The 18,984-nt window shown below is 59.8% G+C and carries 13 protein-coding genes; 8 read left to right on the top strand and 5 right to left on the bottom strand.

The window, feature by feature from the left end:
- Positions 1-44: 44 nt before the first annotated feature.
- Positions 45-2,762, bottom strand: coding sequence for a preprotein translocase subunit SecA (secA, locus tag FAZ30_RS06635; protein ID WP_137009133.1), 2,718 nt, complete (start codon positions 2,760-2,762; stop codon positions 45-47).
- Between the two features lie 475 nt (positions 2,763-3,237).
- On the opposite strand from secA, the gene FAZ30_RS06630 reads away from it, so the two are divergent.
- The 6 genes from FAZ30_RS06630 (at position 3,238) to FAZ30_RS06605 (ending at position 11,087) form a co-directional block, all read left to right on the top strand.
- Positions 3,238-4,977, top strand: a complete 1,740-nt coding sequence (locus tag FAZ30_RS06630) for an ABC transporter permease (RefSeq protein ID WP_137009131.1) — start codon at positions 3,238-3,240, stop codon at positions 4,975-4,977.
- A gap of 13 nt (positions 4,978-4,990) precedes the next feature.
- Positions 4,991-6,307 (top strand): ABC transporter ATP-binding protein, encoded by a 1,317-nt coding sequence (locus FAZ30_RS06625; RefSeq protein WP_124645198.1) that lies wholly within the window; start codon positions 4,991-4,993, stop codon positions 6,305-6,307.
- A gap of 202 nt (positions 6,308-6,509) precedes the next feature.
- Positions 6,510-7,586, top strand: a complete 1,077-nt coding sequence (locus FAZ30_RS06620; RefSeq protein ID WP_137009129.1) for a fimbrial protein — start codon at positions 6,510-6,512, stop codon at positions 7,584-7,586.
- Between the two features lie 355 nt (positions 7,587-7,941).
- Positions 7,942-8,817 carry a fimbrial protein gene (locus FAZ30_RS06615; protein ID WP_158613648.1) on the top strand — a complete coding sequence of 292 codons (876 nt, stop codon included), beginning with the start codon at positions 7,942-7,944 and terminating at the stop codon, positions 8,815-8,817.
- 69 nt (positions 8,818-8,886) lie between these two features.
- Positions 8,887-9,318, top strand: a complete 432-nt coding sequence (locus tag FAZ30_RS06610; protein ID WP_124645201.1) for a DciA family protein — start codon at positions 8,887-8,889, stop codon at positions 9,316-9,318.
- 158 nt (positions 9,319-9,476) lie between these two features.
- Positions 9,477-11,087, top strand: a complete 1,611-nt coding sequence (locus FAZ30_RS06605; protein WP_124645202.1) for an inorganic phosphate transporter — start codon at positions 9,477-9,479, stop codon at positions 11,085-11,087.
- Positions 11,088-11,182: 95 nt separating this feature from the next.
- On the opposite strand, the gene FAZ30_RS06600 is transcribed toward FAZ30_RS06605, so the two are convergent.
- The 4 genes from FAZ30_RS06600 to FAZ30_RS06585 are packed head-to-tail and all read right to left on the bottom strand — an operon-like array spanning position 11,183 to position 15,042.
- Positions 11,183-12,265: a sulfate/molybdate ABC transporter ATP-binding protein gene (locus FAZ30_RS06600; protein WP_124645203.1), complete on the bottom strand. Its 1,083-nt coding sequence runs from the start codon at positions 12,263-12,265 to the stop codon at positions 11,183-11,185.
- Between the two features lie 45 nt (positions 12,266-12,310).
- The gene (gene cysW, locus FAZ30_RS06595) at positions 12,311-13,183 is read right to left on the bottom strand and encodes a sulfate ABC transporter permease subunit CysW (protein ID WP_137009127.1); all 873 of its coding nucleotides are present in this window, start codon (positions 13,181-13,183) and stop codon (positions 12,311-12,313) included.
- 12 nt (positions 13,184-13,195) lie between these two features.
- A complete protein-coding gene (cysT, locus tag FAZ30_RS06590) occupies positions 13,196-14,029 on the bottom strand; it encodes a sulfate ABC transporter permease subunit CysT (RefSeq protein ID WP_124645371.1) in 834 nt (277 codons plus the stop codon).
- Positions 14,030-14,049: 20 nt separating this feature from the next.
- Positions 14,050-15,042: a sulfate ABC transporter substrate-binding protein gene (locus tag FAZ30_RS06585; protein ID WP_124645205.1), complete on the bottom strand. Its 993-nt coding sequence runs from the start codon at positions 15,040-15,042 to the stop codon at positions 14,050-14,052.
- A 454-nt stretch (positions 15,043-15,496) separates the two neighbouring features.
- Here FAZ30_RS06585 and FAZ30_RS06580 point away from each other — a divergent pair, with 454 nt between their 5' ends.
- Together FAZ30_RS06580 and FAZ30_RS06575 are read left to right on the top strand one after the other, a co-directional pair.
- A complete protein-coding gene (locus FAZ30_RS06580; RefSeq protein ID WP_137009125.1) occupies positions 15,497-16,810 on the top strand; it encodes a DUF3422 family protein in 1,314 nt (437 codons plus the stop codon).
- 458 nt (positions 16,811-17,268) lie between these two features.
- A complete protein-coding gene (locus FAZ30_RS06575; protein ID WP_124645207.1) occupies positions 17,269-18,894 on the top strand; it encodes a methyl-accepting chemotaxis protein in 1,626 nt (541 codons plus the stop codon).
- Positions 18,895-18,984: the final 90 nt, after the last annotated feature.

The raw sequence follows: 18,984 nt of genomic DNA, 5'->3' as shown, positions 1-18,984 counted from the left end.
CAGGGCGTTTGGTGCGTCAGGTCATGGTCAGACGGTGGTCAGACTCAGGCCAGACGGCCGTGGCACTGCTTGTACTTTTTACCGCTGCCGCATGGACAAGGGTCGTTGCGGCCTACGCGCAGGCCTTGCTCGGACAGGGCTTCCGGCGACAGCGGATTGTCTTCGCCATCGTCCTCACCCAGCGAGGAACCCGGCTCGGCATGCTGCATCTCGTACTCGCCCAGCTGGTGCGGCTCGACCGCGTCCACGTCTTCCTGACCACGGATCTGCACGGTCATCAGCACATTCACCACGCTGCGCTTGATGCGTTCCAGCATGTCGGCAAACAGCTCGAAGGCTTCGCGCTTGTATTCCTGCTTGGGATTCTTCTGCGCATAGCCGCGCAGATGAATGCCCTGACGCAGGTGATCCATGGCAGCCAGATGCTCACGCCAGTGGGTGTCCAGCATCTGCAGCACCAGGCTGCGTTCGAACTGGCGCATGACCTGCTCGCCGGCCAGCTCCACCTTGGCCTGATACACCTCGGCGGCCAGCGTGATGATGCGCTGCTTGATGTCCGGGATATCCAGCGTGGACTCGGCCTTGATCCACTCGGCCACCGGGGCGGCCAGCTGGAATTCGGCTTCCAGGGTCTTTTCCAGACCAACCAGATCCCACTGCTCTTCCATGGTTTCCGGCGGCAGGTGCAGATCGACCAGATCAGACAGCACGCCTTCGCGCATATTGACCACCACATCGCTGACATCCTCGTCCTGCAGAATGTCATTGCGTTGCTGGTAAATCACCTTGCGCTGGTCGTTGGCCACGTCATCGTATTCCAGCAATTGCTTGCGGATATCAAAGTTGCGGCCTTCCACCTTGCGCTGGGCATTTTCGATGGAACGGGAAACCCACGGGTGTTCGATAGCTTCGCCATCCGGCATTTTCAGACGGTCCATGATGGCCGCCACGCGGTCGGAGGCAAAAATGCGCAGCAGCGGGTCTTCCAGGCTCAGGTAGAAGCGGGAGGAGCCGGGGTCGCCCTGACGGCCGGAACGGCCACGCAGCTGGTTGTCGATACGGCGCGATTCATGGCGCTCGGTACCGATGATGTGCAGGCCACCAGCCGCCAGTACGGCGTCGTGACGCAGCTTCCATTCGGTGCGGATGGCTTCGACGCGGCTTTGCTGGTCGGCATCGCTCAGGCTGTCATCCTTCTCGACCGCCTTGATTTCCGGTTCCGGATTCCCACCCAGCACGATGTCGGTACCACGGCCAGCCATATTGGTGGCCACGGTAATCACGCCGGGGCGGCCGGCCTGTACCACGATATCAGCTTCACGCGCATGTTCCTTGGCGTTCAGCACGTTATGCGGCAGCTTGGCTTTTTGCAGCAGATCGGCAATCAGCTCGGAGTTTTCGATGCTGGTCGTACCCACCAGCACCGGCTGTCCGCGCTCGTGGCAATCCTTGATGTCGGCCAGGATGGCTTCGTACTTTTCACGCGCAGAACGATACACCTTGTCCTGCGAATCGATACGCACCATCGGGCGGTTGGTCGGGATCACCACGGTTTCCAGGCCGTAGATGCTCTGGAATTCGTAGGCTTCAGTGTCGGCGGTGCCGGTCATGCCGGACAGCTTGCCGTACAGGCGGAAGTAGTTCTGGAAGGTGATGGAGGCCAGGGTCTGGTTTTCGCGGTTGATCTCCACGCCTTCCTTGGCTTCAACAGCCTGGTGCAGGCCTTCGGACCAGCGGCGACCGGCCATCAGGCGGCCGGTGAATTCGTCCACGATCACCACTTCGTCATCCTGCACCACATAGTGCTGGTCCAGATGGAAGAGCGAATGGGCGCGCAGGGCGGCCATCAGGTGGTGCATCAGGGTGATGTTGGTGGCCGAGTACAGGCTGTCGCCCTCTTTGAGCATGCCCAGCTCGACCAGGATTTCTTCGCAATGCTCGTGGCCGGCCTCGGACAGCAACACGCTGTGGGCCTTTTCATCCACCCAGTAGTCGCCCTCGCCCTCTTCGGTTTCCTGGCGCTTGAGCAGCGGCGGTACCGCGTTCATGCGCTGGTACATGTCGATATTGTCTTCGGCCGGGCCGGAGATGATCAGCGGGGTACGCGCTTCGTCGATCAGGATGGAGTCCACTTCGTCGACCACGGCAAAGGCCAGCTTGCGCTGCACTTTTTCACCGGTGGTGAACACCATGTTGTCGCGCAGGTAGTCGAAACCGAATTCGTTATTGGTACCGTAGGTGATGTCGCAGCCGTAGGCCGCCTGCTTGTCGTCATGCGCCATCTGCGACAGGTTCACCCCCACGGTCAGGCCGAGGAAGTTGTACAGCCGGCCCATGATGCCGGCGTCGCGGCTGGCCAGGTAGTCGTTGACGGTAATCACGTGCACGCCGTTGCCGGTGAGTGCATTCAGGTAGACCGGCAGGGTACCGACCAGGGTCTTGCCCTCACCGGTCCGCATTTCGGCAATCTTGCCGTTATGCAGCACCATGCCGCCGATCAGCTGCACATCGAAGTGGCGCATGCCCAGCACGCGGCGCGAAGCTTCGCGGCAGACGGCAAATGCCTCCGGCAGGATACTGTCCAGCGAGGCGCCGTCCACGACGCGCTTTTTGAACTCGGCGGTCTTTCCCGCCAAAGCCTCGTCGGACAGCGCTTTCATGCCTTCTTCCAGGGCATTGATGCGCGCCACTTCCTGACGATACTGCTTCAGCAGGCGGTCATTGCGGCTGCCAAATACTTTCTTGAGTAGCGAGGAAATCATGTATTCCAATCCAGAGGCCCAGACGGGCCGACAAAACAAAATAGGCGAAAGTGTAGCACATCCCGTGCACAAGTTTATGGGGGCGAGCTTGCGCTGAATCAAGCCTGCTTGGTCAAACTTGTCGCGGCGGGCGCGGTGGTATGGCAGGCTGCGGGGCATGATTCGGCCCTGGCTCCTGCCGGGCTGGCAGCGGCCGATTCTGAAAATGTCCCAAGCCAATATAAAGGTTGAGGAAAACTGCACAGGACAGTATTTTTCGACAGAATTGTGTCGTTACATAATCCATACAAAAAAATGTCAATTTTCATCAAAATTTTATGTTCGCCTTGCTATTATTCGTGCGCGTTTGCAGAGCCAGTTTTATGTTTGCCCACGGCCAGCCGTGTCCTGACAAAAGATGGTGCTCATCTGATGAAGAAGCGGAACAGGGCCTGCACTGTTCCGCCAGGTTAACCACACCAATCGGAGAGGCCTGATGACTACCGTTATCCGTCCATTTATTCCCGCCACAGCCAAACGGCTGCTTCCCAATCGCTGGGACCTGATCGCCTTCCCCCTGATCCTGGGTTTTCTGCTGTTCGCCACCACCGGCATCCAGGGCACCTGGGCGCCAATCAGTGCCTTGCAGACCGAGCCCATTTCGCTGGACGCGGCCAATCTGCCCGAGTACGCACTGCGCACCACGCTGCGCATGCTGGCGGCCATGATCGCCTCCATCGTGTTCACACTGGTGTACGGTACGCTGGCGGCCAAGAGCCGCCGTGCCGGTCAGTTGCTGGTACCCATTCTGGACATCCTGCAATCGGTGCCGGTGCTGGGTTACATCTCGTTCACCGTGACCTTTTTCCTGGCGCTATTCCCCGGCCGGGTGCTGGGGGCTGAATTCGCGGCCATTTTTGCGATTTTCACCTCGCAGGCATGGAATATGACCTTCAGCTTTTATCAGTCCTTGCGCACCGTGCCCAACGATCTGAAAGAAGTGTCGCAAAACCTGCACCTGTCCGGCTGGCAGAAATTCTGGAAACTGGAAGTGCCCTTCTCCATGCCGGGCATGATCTGGAACATGATGATGTCCATGTCCGGCGGCTGGTTCTTCGTGGTGGCTTCCGAGGCGATCACCGTGGGCGACAAGACCGTCACCCTGCCCGGTGTGGGTTCCTATCTGGCCATGGCCATCAGCCACAAGGACCTGACAGCCGTGGGCTGGGTCATCCTCACCATGACCGTGGTCATCGTCATTTATGACCAGTTCCTGTTCCGTCCGCTGGTCGCCTGGGCCGACAAGTTCCGCCTGGAAGACACCATGTCGCAGGCCGCGCCGGAATCATGGGTGCTGAACCTGATCCAGCGCACCCGCATCATCCAGCAACTGCTGCGCCCCTTTGGCAAACTGCTGAAAAAACTGGCACGCATGCGGCTGAACATTACCCTGCCGCGTGCCATTCACAGCGAACCCCACTCCAGCGTCACGCGCGGGCTGGATATCGTGTGGGGTGGGCTCATGACCGTGCTGGTAGTCTATGTATGCTGGCGGCTGTACAGCTTCATCAGCAGTGAAGTGGGGCTGGGCGAAACCTTCAAGGTCATCGGCCTGGGCTTCATCACCCTGATCCGTGTCACCCTGCTGATTGCGCTGGCCTCCATCGTCTGGGTGCCGCTAGGCGTGCTGATCGGCCTGCGACCACGCCTGGCCGAGATGATCCAGCCGGTGGCGCAGTTCCTGGCGGCCTTTCCGGCCAATCTGCTGTTTCCGGTATTCGTGGTGTTCATCGTGCACTTCAAGCTGAACCCGGACATCTGGCTGTCGCCGCTGATCGTGCTGGGCACGCAGTGGTACATCCTGTTCAACGTGGTGGCCGGTGCCAGCGCCTTCCCCAATGATTTTCGCGAGGCCGCGGCCAACTTCCACATCAAGGGCTGGCAATGGTGGAAGCAGGTCATGCTGCCGGGCATTTTCCCTTACTACATCACCGGTGCCATCACCGCGTCCGGTGGAGCCTGGAATGCCAGCATCGTGTCGGAAATGGTGTCGTGGGGGGATGACAAACTGGCGGCACACGGCCTGGGTGCCTATATCGCCCAGATGACCGCAGCCGGTGACTTTCCCAAGATTCTGCTGGGCATCTGCGTGATGTCGCTGTTTGTCGTGCTGTTCAACCGTTTGCTGTGGCGTCCGCTGTACGCCATTGCCGAAAACAAACTCCGTCTCAACTAAAAGGGGGAAACTCATGCCACAAGAAACCGTAACCCTGAGACAGGAAATCTTCTCCCTCAAGCATGTCGACAAGGGCTATCACAAGGGCGGTGAGGAAGACATCCAGGTGCTGGACGATGTCAATCTCACCCTGCACGAAGGTGAAATCGTCGGCCTGTTGGGCCGCTCCGGCTCGGGCAAATCCACCCTGCTGCGCATCATTGCCGGCCTGATCCAGGCCAGCGCCGGTGAGGTGAACTACTGTGGTCAGCCGCTGAATGGCCCGGCCGAAGGCGTGGCCATGGTGTTCCAGACCTTCGCCCTGTTCCCCTGGCTGACCGTACTGCAAAACGTGGAAGCCGGGCTGGAAGCGCTGGGCGTGGAGCCGAAAGAGCGCCGCCGCCGCGCCTTGGCCGCCATCGACCTGATCGGCCTGGACGGCTTTGAAAACGCCTATCCGCGCGAACTGTCCGGCGGCATGCGCCAGCGCGTGGGTTTCGCCCGCGGCCTGGTGGTCAACCCCACCCTGCTGCTGATGGACGAGCCCTTCTCCGCGCTGGACGTGCTGACCGCGGAAACCCTGCGTACCGACCTGCTCGACCTGTGGAACCAGAAGCAGCTGCCGATCAAGTCCATCCTGATCGTCACCCATAACATCGAAGAAGCGGTGTTCATGTGCGACCGCATCATGGTGCTGTCGTCCAACCCCGGCCGCGTGGTGGCCGAGATCAAGGTACCGTTCGCCCATCCGCGCAACCGGCTGGACCCGGTTTTCCGCAAGATGGTGGACGACATCTATGCGCTGATGACCCAGCGCCGCAGCGCCGACACCCTGCACAAGGTACAACTGGAAATCGGCAGCCCGCTGACCGAAGTGTCCACCAACCTGATGGCCGGCCTGATGGAGGCGCTGGCCGCCGCACCGTACAACGGCCGCGCCGACTTGCCGGAAATCGGCAGCAAGCTGCTGCTGGAGGTGGATGACCTGTTCCCGGTAACGGAAACGCTGGAACATCTGGGCTTTGTCGAACTGCGTGATGGCGATATCGAGCTGACCGCTGCCGGCAAACTGTTTGCCGACTACGGCACGCAGGAACGCAAGGTGATGTTTGCCGAGCACCTGCTGCGCCACATCCCGCTGGCGGCACGCATCCGCCGCGTGCTGCAGGAACGCCCCGGCCAGCGTGCGCCGCGCCTGCGTTTCGAGCAGGAACTGGAAGACTCGCTCAGCGACAGCGCCGCCGAGGAAACACTGGATACGGTGATCAGCTGGGGCCGTTACGCGGAAATTTTCTCCTACAACGACCACACTGAAACCTTCAGCATGGAAGACGTGGAAGGCGCACAGTAAAGCGCTGCCGCGACGACGCAGCACAATAATGGCAAGGCCGGCCTGGCAACAGGTCGGCCTTTATCTATGGGACGCAGAACACCGTCATTACGATACATGCGTACGGAATCGCAGCCATCTTTAAGAAAACGCCTACTGCAAAGCCGCATCAAAAACTTATATTTTTGAAATTATCATCAACACTTGTAATGGTAATTTTAAAATGTCAAGATCAACCCACGGTCGCATATATAAAATATTTGCGCTTGTTTTCCTGCCGCTCATTACCCTACTGCTTTCAGCCAACACCTACGCCACCTGCACGGTCGCAGGATCAAACAGTATTACGCTACCCTCATTCAATCAAAACCTGAATGCCCTGCCGATTAACAGCCCAATTGGTAGCCAGGTGATGTCGGCCAAGATCAGGCAGTTTGATTGCACCAGTCTGCCCGCTGGCAATGCCCATGTGTACGGTATCTACACCACCGGCAGCTACGTCACCACCATCGATGGCCGCCGCGTGTTTAGTAGCAATATCCCGGGCATTGGCTACGCCCTTGGCGTTGATGGCTCTTTATCCGCTGGCTCAAGCACTTTTTCGTGTAATTTCCACACTCCGCCCAGCTGGATTGGCGACACTGATAGCAATTACCCTAACCAGCCTTATGAGCCGAACAATTTTTATTCCTGCAGCTCCTCGCTCGTATCGAATTATTCCGCCACTTTCTATCTACAGTTTTATAAAATATCCAACCCGGTTGGCAGTGGCACACTGGATCTGAGCAATCAAATCTATTCAGCCGCTTATTTCTTGCCTGGCCCTGGCACCACCTATGGCAAGCTACCATTAATCACCACCCCGTCCAATGTGATAAATAGCAGCTGCACCAGCTCCGTTTCTCCCAACCCCGTCAATCTGCCCACTATTAGTGCGGGTCAGCTGCCCTTTCTAAACAGCACCGCGGGCAACACTACTTTTAATATCAATACCAGCTGCCCGAATACTACCAATTTATATATTACCTTTACTGACAAAAACAATTTAGGCCAGGTTGGCAATATCTTGACACCAGACAATAGCTCCACATCCAGCGGTGTTGGTACACAGCTGAGCTACAACAGCAATATCATTTACTACGGGCCAGACTCTGAAAATAGTGGCAATACCAATCAATTTTTCCTGAACACCTTCTCCGGGCAACAAAGCTTTCCATTTTCAGCCTCTTACATTCGCACTGGGGCCATATCACCAGGCACCGTATCAACGACAGCCACCTTTACTTTTTCTTATCAATAAATGCGGAAATCGCCTTACTCATCACAACGCCCTCACTGCGGCACAAAGATAAGCAATCGCTAACAAATAGCGCATTAATATACAGCAAAGATTTAAATAGGATATTTCCCTAACAACTGCGGAATTATCATTATCTTTTATATCATTTTCACAGCAATCCAGGGGGATATTTGCGCAATGCTAGGTGAATTCATACCTGACAAGGAACACTGCCATGTGTTATTCACTATTGCGCCTACTTGCCATCATCGCAGCATTGCTACAGCTGAACAGTCCTGCCATATGGGCGGCCAGTGGCTGCACCGCAAAACAAAGCAGCGTAATCACATTTCCCGACCTCAGTACCAACCGGGACATGCGCATCGGTACCAGTTATCCACCGTATTTCGTCCAGAGCACCAATGCCCTGCAGTTCAGCTGCAGCTACGTCAGCCAGTCGATGTTTGGCCTGAGAACCAAGAGCCCCTATCTCACCAGTTTCAACGGCATGCGAATCTATGCCACCAATGTAGCCGGCATTGGCTATGCGGTAGGTCTGGCAACGCAATATCCGGGCTGTGGCTCTTATTCGAAAGATGACCCCAGCGCTCCGGACAAGCAAAAATACTATGTCTGCGTCAACATGGGCAGCGGTTACAACATGCCCTGGCAAGGTGCTTTTTACTTCACTTTCTACAAGACAGCCAACGTGGCCGAGAGCGGCACGGTTGATCTCAGTGGCATGATCTACGGCATTGTGGTGAACGACGGTGTCGCCATTCCGGTAGAAATACCGCTACTCACCAATAGCTTCAAGGTGACAGCCAACACCTGCAATGTAGTCAGCATCAGCCCCAATCCCGTCACTCTGCCGGACATCGGCACACAATCCAGTCTGCCCACAATCAACAGCGTGTACGGCAGCACGCCATTCAATATCAGCGTCAACTGCTCGACGCCTACCCAGCTCTACATCACGTTTACCGACAAAAGTGATATCGGCCAGACCGGGCGCATTCTCTTCCCGGACGCCAACTCAAGCGCTCAGGGTTTGGGCGTAGAGCTGCGTTACAACGGCGATGTCGTCGGCTTCGGCCCGGACACCCCCACCCCCGGCAACATCAACCAGATTTATCTGGACAATGTCTCTGGATTGCAAAGCATTCCCTTCAGTGCGTCGTATATACGCATCGGCACGATCACGCCCGGCGTGTTTTCCGCCGCGGCCACCTTTACCCTGTCTTATCAATGATGGGCAAGGCTTGTGCTGGGGAGGAAGTTAATCGGCTACAATGGCCGATTCATCCCAGTCAGAGCCACCATGTCGGAACGCCAGTTTCAGGATATCGCCCGCACCGACAGCACGCTGTCGCAGCTGACGCGCGAAGCCAATGCGCTGATGGCGCTGGACCAGGCTTTTCGCAGCCAGTTGCCGCCGCAGCTGGCCGAGGCCTGCCGTGCCGTGCGCATTCGCGATGGCGAGCTGGTGGTGTTTGCCCATAACGGCATCGTGGCCGCCCGGCTACGCATGATGGGCAACAGCCTGTTGCTGCCGCTGGAGTCGCGCGGCTATAGCGCCAGCAAGATCCGCATCAAGGTGGACATTCATCTGAATCCGCCGCCGCCGCCGCCCAAGCGCATCGGCATCAGCCAGCAGGCGCTGGAAGAGATCGAAGCCGGCGCACAGCAGGTCAGCAATCCGCTGGTAAGCGCAGCGCTGGCACGGCTGATCGCCCACCACCGCCGGCGCTGAACATACGCTAGCCGCACCCCATCAGCGCATAGGCGGACAGCCAGCGGCGTGGGCCGCATGTTAAATTTTGTTTTAAATCAATCAACAACAGCTTACTGTCACTACCTTGCAATCTGGTACGCGTATTAATGCTTCTTGAATATTTTCAAGGAGCTTTCATGGACCAGTCTTCCGAGGTGGCGCTCAGTCGCAGCACCGCCGCAACGGCAGTGCACCGCCCCACCAACAGCAGCACCGTATTATTGTTCGTTGCCTTGCTGATCGGTGGCTTGCTGTTTGCCGGACTCAACCTGTTTCACGATGTCAATGACACCATCGCCCGCCATGGCAGCTGGATTTCCATCCTGCTGCTGATTCTGGCGCTGCTGATTGCCCTGGGTTTCGAGTTCGTCAATGGCTTCCATGACACGGCCAATGCCGTGGCTACCGTGATTTACACCCACTCCCTGCCGCCGCATGTGGCCGTGGTGTGGTCTGGCCTGTTCAATTTCCTCGGCGTACTCACCTCCAGCGGCGCGGTGGCCTTTGGCATCATTTCGCTGCTGCCGGTAGAACTGATCCTGCAGGTAGGCTCCAGCGCCGGCTTCGCCATGGTGTTTGCCCTGCTGATTGCCGCCATCCTGTGGAATCTGGGCACCTGGTGGCTGGGCTTGCCCGCCTCCTCCTCGCATACGCTGATCGGCTCCATCATCGGTGTGGGCATTGCCAATGCGCTGATGCATGGCCGCGACGGCACCAGCGGCGTGGACTGGACCCAGGTAAGCAAGGTGGGCTATTCGCTGCTGCTGTCGCCGCTGGTGGGATTTTTCTGCGCCGCCCTGCTGCTGGTGCTGCTCAAGCGTCTGGTCAGACAGCCGCAGCTGTTTGAAGCCCCCAAGAACAAAGAAGCACCGCCGTGGTGGATTCGCAGCCTGCTGGTACTCACCTGTTCCGGGGTGTCGTTTGCCCACGGTTCCAACGACGGCCAGAAAGGCATGGGCCTGATCATGCTGATTCTGGTCGGCACCGTGCCGCTGTCCTATGGCCTGAACCGCGCCTTGCCTGCCAGCGAAATGGGCAAGTTCGTACTGGTGGCCCAGGCCACCCAGCAGTCGCTACAACGCGCCGTACCGGCTGCTGCCCCGCAACAGCCGCGTGCCGTGCTCACCCGTTATATCCGCAGCCAGCACTGGCAGCCCGATGTGGTGCCGGCGCTGGCCGCAGTAACCGGCCAGATCGGCCAGCAGATCGAAGCGCATGGCAGCCTGGCTGCCGTACCGGAAGAATCGGTCGGCAATGTGCGTAATGACATGTATCTGGCTTCCGAATCCATCCGCCTGTTGCAGCAGAGCAAGGAGGCGCATCTGGATCAGGCCACGCTGGCCAATTTGAAAACCTTCAAGGGCGAGCTGGATGCCTCCACCAAATTCATCCCTACCTGGGTGAAAGTGACTGTCGCCATTGCGCTGGGGCTGGGCACCATGGTGGGCTGGCGCCGTATCGTGGTGACCGTGGGCGAGAAGATAGGCAAAACCCATCTGACCTATGCCCAGGGTGCTTCAGCCGAGCTGGTGGCCATGACCACCATTGGCGCTGCCGACGCCTTCGGCCTGCCGGTTTCCACCACCCATGTGCTGTCTTCCGGCGTGGCCGGCACCATGGCAGCCAACCGCTCCGGCCTGCAAATCGATACCATCCGCAATCTGCTGATGGCCTGGGTACTGACCCTGCCAGTCGCCATTGTGCTGTCGGCCAGCCTGTACTGGGTGTTCAGCAAGCTGTTTGTCTGACTACCAACCAGAGCCTGTGCCACACGCAGCGTGTTCGCAGGCACTAATGGCAAAAGCCGCCCACGGGCGGCTTTTGTCTTGGGCTGGCTTGGCGCTCAGATCACATAATCCTGCTGCCCGGCGGCATCTTTCAGGAAGACCGCCAGCTTGCGCGGGGTGACATAGACGGTGTCGCCCGGCACGATGCCCAGCGCACGGAAGCGCTCCTTGCTGACCGCCGCCTCGATGGTCTGGCCATCGGCCTGTTGCAGTTCGACCCGCACCACCGGGCCCACGGCATGGATATGCTCGACCCGGCCTTGCGCCAGCGCACCTTCCGGCTGTTGCGACAGGTCCAGATCATGCGGCCGCACATAGGCCACCGCGGCATCGCCGCTGGCATCCTGATGCTGGCTCAGCGCCTGTTCGTAATTGCCGATGGTGAGCTGGCCAGCATCCACGCGGCCATGGAACAGGTTCACATCGCCGAGGAACTGGGTGACAAACGGTGTGGCCGGATGTTCGTAGATATCATCCGGACGGCCCACCTGCTCGATATGGCCGTGATCCATCACCACCACGCGGTCGGACACTTCCAGCGCCTCTTCCTGATCGTGGGTCACGAACACGCTGGTGATGTGCATATCGTTGTGCAGCTCGCGCAGCCAGCGGCGCAAGTCCTTGCGCACCTTGGCATCCAGCGCGCCGAAGGGCTCATCCAGCAGCAGCACCTTGGGTTCCACCGCCAGCGAACGGGCCAGGGCGATACGCTGGCGCTGGCCACCGGAGAGCTGGCCGGGATAGGCATCGGCCAGCCAGTCCAGCTGTACCATTTTCAGCAGCTTCATCACCCGTTCGCGAATCTCTTCGGCCGAGGGGCGTTCACGGCGCGGCTTCACCGACAGGCCAAAGGCCACGTTGTCGAACACCGTCATGTGACGGAACAGCGCATAGTGCTGGAACACAAAGCCTACCTGGCGCTCGGCCACATGGGTGTGGGTGGCGTCGGCACCGCCGAACAGCACCTGGCCGGCGTCCGGTTTTTCCAGACCGGCAATGATGCGCAGCAAGGTGGTCTTGCCGCAGCCGGATGGCCCCAGCAAGGCCAGCAGCTCGCCGGAAGCGATATCGAGACTGACATTGTCCAGCGCGGTGAATTGGCCAAACTGCTTGCGGATATTGCGGATTTCGATGCTCATGCTTGTTCTCCGACCGCCGCCAACGGCAGCGGTCCACCAGATCGTTTACGGTTGCGCGGCTTGCAGACGGGCTTCGGCGGTACGCAGGGTAGAGGCGTGTTGCTGACGATGCAGATGCCACTCCACCAGCGATTTGACCAGCAGGGTCACCAGCGCCAGCAAGGCCAGCAACGAGGCGCAGGCAAAAGCGCCGACAAAGTTGTACTCGTTGTACAAAATCTCCACATGCAGCGGGATGGTGTTGGTTTCGCCACGGATATGGCCGGACACCACGCTGACCGCGCCAAATTCACCCATGGCACGGGCATTGGTCAGGATCACCCCGTACAGCAGGCCCCATTTGATATTGGGCAGCGTCACCTTGCGGAAGGTCTGCCAGCCGCTGGCCCCCAGCACGATAGCCGCTTGTTCTTCATCCGCACCTTGCGACTGCATCAGCGGAATCAGCTCGCGGGCGACAAAGGGGAAGGTGACGAATACCGTGGCCAGCACGATGCCCGGCACGGCAAAGATCACCTGCAGGCCGTGGTCTTGCAACCAGCCGCCAACGGCGGTATTGGCGCCGAACAGCAGGATGAACATCAGCCCGGCCACTACCGGCGACACCGCGAAGGGCAGGTCGATCAAGGTGGTGAGCAGGCTTTTGCCGCGAAAATCAAAACGGGCAATCGCCCAGGCGGCGGACACGCCAAACACCAGGTTGAGCGGTACGGCGATGGCGGCGGAAATCAGCGTCAGCTTGATGGCCGACCAGGCTTCCGGCTCCACCAGCGCGGTCAGGTACAGCTGCCAGCCCTTGTGCAGCGCTTCCCAGAACACCCCGATCAGCGGCAGCAACAGAAACAGGAACAAAAACACCAGCGCCACGGCAGTCAGCGCATAACGCACCGGGCGGCTTTCGGTAGTCAGATTAGCCATGCAGCACTCCGCTTAGCGCCCGGCCCCGTGGCGGCGTGCAGCCCACCACTGGATCAGGTTGATCAACAACAGGAAGACAAAGGAAATGCCCAGCATCACCAGCGCCACCGCCGTGGCACCCTGCTGGTCGAACTGATCCAGCTTGGAGACGATGATCAGCGGGGCGATTTCCGACACCAGCGGAATATTGCCGGCAATGAAGATGACCGAGCCGTATTCGCCGGTGGCACGGGCGAAGGCCATGGTGCCGCCGGTAATCAGCGAAGGCAGCGTGGCCGGAAAGATCACCCGGCGGAAAATGTCCCAGCGGCTGGCACCCAGGCAGGTGGCGGCTTCTTCCAGCTCTTTTTCCAGGTCTTCCAGCACCGGCTGTACGGTACGCACCACAAAGGGCAGACCGATAAAGGTGAGCGCCACGATGATGCCCAGCGGCGTGAACGCCACCTTGAGGCCCAGCGGCGCCAGAAACTGGCCAATCCAGCCATTGGGTGCATACAGCGTGGTCAGCGCGATGCCGGCCACCGCCGTGGGCAGGGCAAAGGGCAGATCCACCAGCGCATCCACCAGCCGTTTGCCCGGGAAGGGATAACGCACCAGCACCCAGGCCACCAGAAAGCCGAACACCAGATTGATCAGAGCCGACAGGCCGGCAGTGGCGAAGGACAGCCGGATGGAGGCCATGACGCGCTCGCTACCCACCGCTGCCAGGAAACCGTGCCAGCCCATGCCCACCGTGGAATACACCAGCGCAGCAAACGGCAACAGCACGATCAGCGCCAGCCAGAACAGGGTGATGCCAAAGCTGAGCCGGAAACCGGGCAGCACGCTATGGCGCAGATTCAGGATATTGCTCACGTGCTCTCCGCTTAATGCTTGCTATAGATCTGGTCGAACACGCCGCCATCGGCGAAGTGCTTCTGATTGACCGCCGCCCACGAGCCGAACACGCTCTGCACGGTGAAGGTCTTCACATAGGGGAACTGGGCATCGAATTTCTGCGCCACGGCCTTGTCCTGCGGACGCAGGTAGTTTTGTGCGGCAATGGTCTGGCCTTCGGCACTCCACAGGAAGCGCAGATAATCCTCGGCCTGTTTGCGTGTGCCTTTCTTGTCCACCACCTTGTCGACAATGGCCACCGGGTTTTCCGCCAGCACCGACAGCGGCGGATAGACGATTTCAAAGCTGCCACGGCCAAACTCGCGGGCGATCAGCTCGGCTTCGTTTTCAAAAGTCACCAGCACATCGCCGATCTGGCGCTGCATGAAGGTGGTGGTGGCAGCACGGCCACCGCCATCCAGCACCGGTACGTTCTTGAAGATGCCCGCCACCAGCGCACGCGCCTTGGCTTCGCTGCCACCCGGCTGTTTCAGGCCGGAACCCCAGGCGGCCAGATAGGTGTAGCGGCCGTTGCCCGAGGTTTTCGGATTGGGGATGATCACCTGCACACCTGGCTTGGCCAGGTCATTCCAGTCGCGTACCTTGTGCGGGTTGCCCTTGCGCACCAGGAACACCGTGGTCGAGGTAAACGGCACCGAGGCATTGGGCAGGCGGCTGGCCCAGTTGGCCGGAATCAGGCCACGGGTGGCCAGCAGGTCGATGTCGGACGCCTGGTTCATGGTGATCACGTCTGCCGCCAGGCCATTGGCCACTGACAGCGCCTGCTTGCTGGAGCCGCCATGCGACTGCTGGATGCTGATGGTTTCGCCGGTTTTGGCCTTGTAGGCTTTCTGGAAGGCCGGGTTGTAGTCCTTGTAGAAATCGCGCATCACGTCGTAAGAAACATTCAGCAACGTGGCATCTGCCAGCACATGGGCGGACAGCACCGCGGCCACCAGGCCGAACAAAGCGCGCAATTTCATGATGGACTCCGGGAAGATTGAACTGACATCATGCTAACCCAGCCTCTTTATTCCCATTAATAATATTGTGAGATGCATTTATATCAAAAAAGACTATTAATCGCACTGTGCCAGCGGCAGCCAACAAAGCCTCGGAGAGAGCCGGGACGAGACGCATCGATAAAGACCGTACCAATCAATTCGGCAAGCAGGCGCAACATCGGAGCGGTGATTTTGCCAGCCGGTCCGGCAAGCGACTTTCCACTGCGGGCACGCCCACCCACCCACTGCTGACAGCAAGGAAGACCGCTTGCCACAGCTGAATGGTGTTCAGCAAGCTGTCGTCTGGCTGGCGCGGTAATTGCATGGTGTGGCCAATGGCGTATCGGGTATGCTGTTGCGCTCGAGCGGTTTGAGTCCTGATGAGTGTGCCGGCTCCTCAGCACTGAAACCGTTTACCTTTCAGGACCCACCGATGACCACTCTCACTCCGCACCACCTGCGCCGTGAACTGAACGAGGAAGCCCATGCGCGGCCTTATGCCGCCATTCCCTCCCCGGCAAGGCTGACCTCGCTCAGCCTGTATTACGATTTCGACGATGCACCACAGCGGGCGGCACTGGCCGACCTGGCCGAGCGCATCGGCCTGCCCGCGCCGCTGGCGGAGCAGGCGTATTACTCGGCCAGCGCCGGCGACCTGACAGTACGCTGGTCGCTGCATACCGAATTTGCCCGCTACACCTTTATTGTTGGTGGCGACTGTGCCGACCCCTTTGAGCGCACCGCGCTCGACCGCATTCCCGCCGCCTGGCTACGCGACCTGCCCGGCGTGGTGCTGGTGGCGCTGCACGCCGTGCTGCTGCCTTCCGAGCGCGAAACCGAACTGGCCGAGATGGCGAGCCGCTGGTTTGGCGGCCGCGAGCTGATCGGTGCGGAGATAGGCGATGGCAATGGCGCGGCGTATACCGACTTGCGCCTGCATCCGGATGCCCGGCTGGCCGAAGGCTTCTCGCGTTATGTGGTGGTGGACCGCGCCATGGGTGCCAGCCAGTCCGGCCGCATGCTGCAGCGCCTGTTCGAACTGGAAACCTATCGCATGCTGACCCTGCTGGCACTACCCATTGCCAAGAAGCAGATGCGCGATCTGGACAATCTGGGCATTGAGCTACGCGCCATCACCGAACGCATGGCGGCCACCGAGGGCAATGGCTCGGATGCACAGTTGCTGTCGCAACTGACCGCACTGGCCACGCGGGTGGAACAGCTGATCGCGGAAAGCCAGTACCGCTTCTCCGCCGCCCACGCCTATTACCGGCTGGTGGAAGCGCGCATCAGCGAATTGCGTGAACAGCGCATCTCCGGCATGCAGCCCTTCCGCGAGTTCATGGAACGCCGGCTGTCCCCGGCGATGAATACCTGCGAAACCGTGGCGCGCCGCCAGGACCGCATCACCACCCGCCTGCAACGCACCACCGCCCTGCTGCGCACCCGGGTAGAAGTGCTGCACGAAGAACAGAACCGCGCCTTGCTGGCCAGCATGGATCGCCGGGCCGCCTTGCAGCTGCGGCTGCAGGAAACCGTGGAAGGCTTGTCGGTTGGCGTGCTGACCTACTATATGGTGAGCCTCTTGCACCACCTGCTGGCGGCAGTGGAAGCCGCAGGCCTGCATCTGAATGTGGAGCTGCTGACCGGCCTGGCCATTCCGCTGGTGGCACTGACCGTGTGGTTCAGCATGCGCCGGCTGAAGGCATCGCTGAACAAGGGTCACGATACCGATCTGTTGCGCTAACAGCCGCAGCCAATACCCCGCTCCGGCCTTGCGCCGCCGTCGCCGCACTATTTGCACAGTCGGCGTCAGTGCGCCTTGGTCCGGGTGCTTTGCGGGGTATGGTTAACCGTCCTCCACCACCGCCAGACTGATACTCGTGCCAGCCGCCCTCGGCGCGTCTGTGCTATGCGATGCCCGCCAGGCCTTCAGGCATGCAAACCGGCATATCCAGTGTGGTGAACACTTGCTTTTCAAGCGACTACAGAAAATAAGACTCGCATTTGATGGAAATCATCAAAACAAAAACAATTCTTATTGTCAGACAATTTGGTTTCCGCCAAAATCAACCCTTTCCGTATCGGGGTTGCCATTGCAGCAGCATCCGGCATGGGCATCCGCACCCCAGCGGTCTGGACCATCCCCATCACCCATACGGCACCATCCCGGCCTGGCCACCTTACTCACAGCAAGTCACCCTCATGTCGCGCAAAACACAAAAACTCAAACCCATCCTGGTCGGTTTCATTGCCATTGTCGTGGCGCTGCTGCTCACGCTAGGTCTGGTCACGCTGTTCAGCCTGCAGCGCATCGACGAAACCGCCCATTACGAACAGGACGTCACCAACGCCCTGGTGCAGAACATGACGGATGTGCGCTACCACGTGGTGCAGATCCAGCAATTCCTGACCGATGTCAGCGCCACCGGCGATGCCGATGGCTACAAGGATGCCGAGGAACATTACCAGGCACTGCAAAAAAACCTGCCCACCATCAGCCGGCTTGACCCGGAGCTGGCCGGCAAGGTGAGCGCCATGCAGCAAGCGGCAGACCAGTTCTACAGCGTGGGCAAGCGCATGGCCAAAGCCTATATCGAGGGTGGCCGCGAAGCAGGCAATGTACTGATGAAGGAAAAGGGTGGCGGTTTTGACGAACGTGCCGAAGAGCTGACCAAGCAGGTCGAGGCGCTGAATACCCTCATCCACCAGCAGGACAGCACAGCCTATGCCGCGATGAACCACACCACGGCCCAGTTGCGCAATATGACGCTGGGTCTGGCGGCACTGCTGGTCATCGTGGTGAGCCTGGGCGGGGTGTTGCTGTATCGCCGGGTGTTCGGCGTACTGGGTGGCGAACCGGCGCTGGCCATGGAAGTGGCCAACCGCATCGCCAGCGGCGATCTGGGGCAGCGCATCGTACTGCCGGCGGACAGCGAAGGCAGCCTGCTGCACAGCCTGGCCGACATGCAAGGCCAGCTGCGCAACATCACCAGCAATATCCGCAACCTGTCCGGCGAACTGGACAGCAGCGCCGACAGCATGAGCGGCGCGGCGCACCAGTTGCAGAAATCCAGTACGGTACAGAGCGAATCGACCCGCTCGATGAGTGTGTCGGTGGAAGAAGTGCTGCAAAGCATCCAGCAACTGGGCAGCCAGAGCCAGGATGTAGGCGGCGAGGCACAGGGTGCCGGGCAGATGGTCAGCGATTGCGAGCAACTGATTCACGCCACCGCCAACGACATCAGCCATATTGCCGAGCGCATCAGCAGCGCCGCCAGCGCCATCGACGACCTGAACAAGCAGACCGATGCCATTGCCTCCATCACCCGCACCATTCACGACATCGCCGACCAGACCAATCTCTTGGCGCTGAATGCCGCCATCGAGGCCGCGCGGGCCGGGGAAATGGGCCGTGGTTTTGCCGTAGTGGCCGATGAAGTACGCAAGCTGGCAGAACGCACGGGGGTGGCCACGGTGGAGATTTCCGGGCAGATCGAAACCATCCGCCAGGGCATGACCGGGGTGGTCGGAGTGATGCAAAGCAGTGTGGATGCCTCCAACCACGGCGTGGACCAGACCCACAAGGCGCGCGAGGCCATCAGCGGCATCCGCCAGAATACCGACCAGATCGTCGAGCACATCCAGGGCATCAGCCTGGCGCTGCACGAGCAGCAAAGCGCCATGGGCGACATGGCACAGCGCATCGAGGTGATTGCCAGCATGACCGAGTCCAACCAGGTCACGGTGGAAGCCTCGGCCGCCGCCTCCGACCAGCTCAACAGCCATGCCAAGGCGCTCAACGCGGCCGTCAGCGTATTCCGCAGCTGAGCCGGGCGTGAAGCAGACGTAAAAATGCCGCATCCCGTCACAGGATGCGGCTGAATCCACCACCGGCAACTGACCCGCGCCGGCTGTGTC

Source organism: Aquitalea aquatilis (assembly GCF_005155025.1).
Lineage (GTDB): Bacteria > Pseudomonadota > Gammaproteobacteria > Burkholderiales > Chromobacteriaceae > Aquitalea > Aquitalea aquatilis.
The sequence above is the reverse complement of the archived record's forward strand: the minus strand, read 5'-3'. Positions and strand labels throughout refer to the sequence as shown.